This window comes from Bradyrhizobium sp. P2_E8 (assembly GCF_056403875.1).
In genome coordinates this window covers 1-1,617 of sequence record NZ_JBFUES010001341.1, presented here as the reverse complement: position 1 = coordinate 1,617, position 1,617 = coordinate 1, and the positions used below count along the sequence as shown (strand labels likewise).

The following is a 1,617-nucleotide window of genomic DNA, read 5'->3' as shown; positions in this document are numbered from 1 at the left end:
GCTTGCGCATGGCGGAATATGTTCGTGAGGGCTTCCTGGACGATCCGCAGCAAGGCGCGTTGCTTTTCGTAAGGTAGCCTGTCGACGTCAGGCACGATCCTGGTCGTGACCCGCAACGAGGTGCGGGCCGCAAATCCATCGGCATAGTGCTCGATCGCGGCCTTGAGTCTGTCGATCGTCAGATTCTGGGGGTGTAGCAGATAGGAAAAGGCWCGGATTTCCCTGAGTGCCTCGTCGATAGACGCGTCGATCTCATCGCAAAGCCGTTCGGCACCGACCGGGTCGCTGATGTTACGCCGGAGCCGCATGAGACCGAGACTCGCGGCAATCAAATGCTGACATGTCGAATCGTGGAGATCGGAAGCAATCCGCTGCTGGATATCCTCCTGAATGGACGCCAAATTGGCCCCGACGTGCACATCATCGACTCCTTCGGTCGCGGCTTCGAATGCACCATGACGCATGGTACGATGGCTGCCCATCAGCCGGATCGCGCCAGTTGTTACGGGACCCACAACGGGAACGATGGTCGTCTCCATATTTTGCCGCCGGACGCCAAATGCGAGACGATGGCGAATCCTCACTTCCGTTCCTTCCGCAACACAGGCGCGGAGGGCCTCATAGATGGATCTCGCGTCATCCCTGCTCATGCAACTGGAGACGTCCATCTCCCGGATGTCATCGGATGAGATGCCGAGATGCTGCTCGAAGGCCGGATTGATCCCCTCATAGACGAAGCGTCCGCCAGGCGAAGGGCGCACTACGAAGAGAAAGTCGGCCGAGCACATCCAGTACAGCCGGTCGCTGGCTTCTTCGAAACCGAGCCGGAACGACCCTGTGCCGCCGGTTCGAATTGGCTCGGGAGCGGGAAAGCTATGAGGCTTCACGGTACGCGCTCACTCTGCTGCGGCAACGCCCGACATTGAAGCTCGATATCGAGAGTCGCCGTCCTGCCCCGCAGGCGAGGCATCACCCTGGATCAGAGTACAGACGCCCGTGGGGTCCGCAGATTATACACCGTTAGGTTGATCGCGCCATAAGTAGTCGTAGCGCGAGATTGGAATCTCGAATTCGTGAGGGGAGACCTGAAGGGACCAAATGCGGTTCGTGCCAGACCATTCGGCACTGGACTCAAAAGAGATGCAACAAATGCTAAAGTGCCACCTACAACCTTTACGAGCGACCAAATTATACAACAGCTTTATCGACACGTAAGCAACGCGCTCCGAGAATCATGCATATCGTTCTCGGATCGAGATCGGTCGACATGTACCACCAGGCGCTAGCGGGTTCCCGTTCCGCTCGCGCTGGACTTCTTCTTCTTTCCTGCCTTCGCGCTCGGAGAGGGCTGTTGAGGCGGCGCGATCACCAGCGGATGAGACGGCACCTGGAGGCGGTTAATGCCGACGTCGTCCCTGAGTGCATCGGTATCCAGGCGCTGGCTTCGGTCCACAGAATCGCGCGGGTCTGCGGCAGCGGCAGACGGCGCCGCTAGACCAACGGCGACTCCCATCAGCACCCACGCGCATTTCATCATCTTGCAGGCCCCTCAAAAAGCGAAGTCAAGTCGAGGACCGATCCTGAGGTCCCTGTAGCGCCGCACCGCAACATTCGATG

The 1,617-nt window shown here is 59.0% G+C and carries 1 protein-coding gene; it reads right to left on the bottom strand.

The genetic code is table 11. The features are described from left to right. Positions 1-887 (bottom strand): sensor histidine kinase (locus tag AC1D00_RS40250; RefSeq protein WP_477014525.1); only part of this gene is annotated, 887 nt, incomplete at its 3' end. Positions 888-1,617 lie beyond the last annotated feature (730 nt).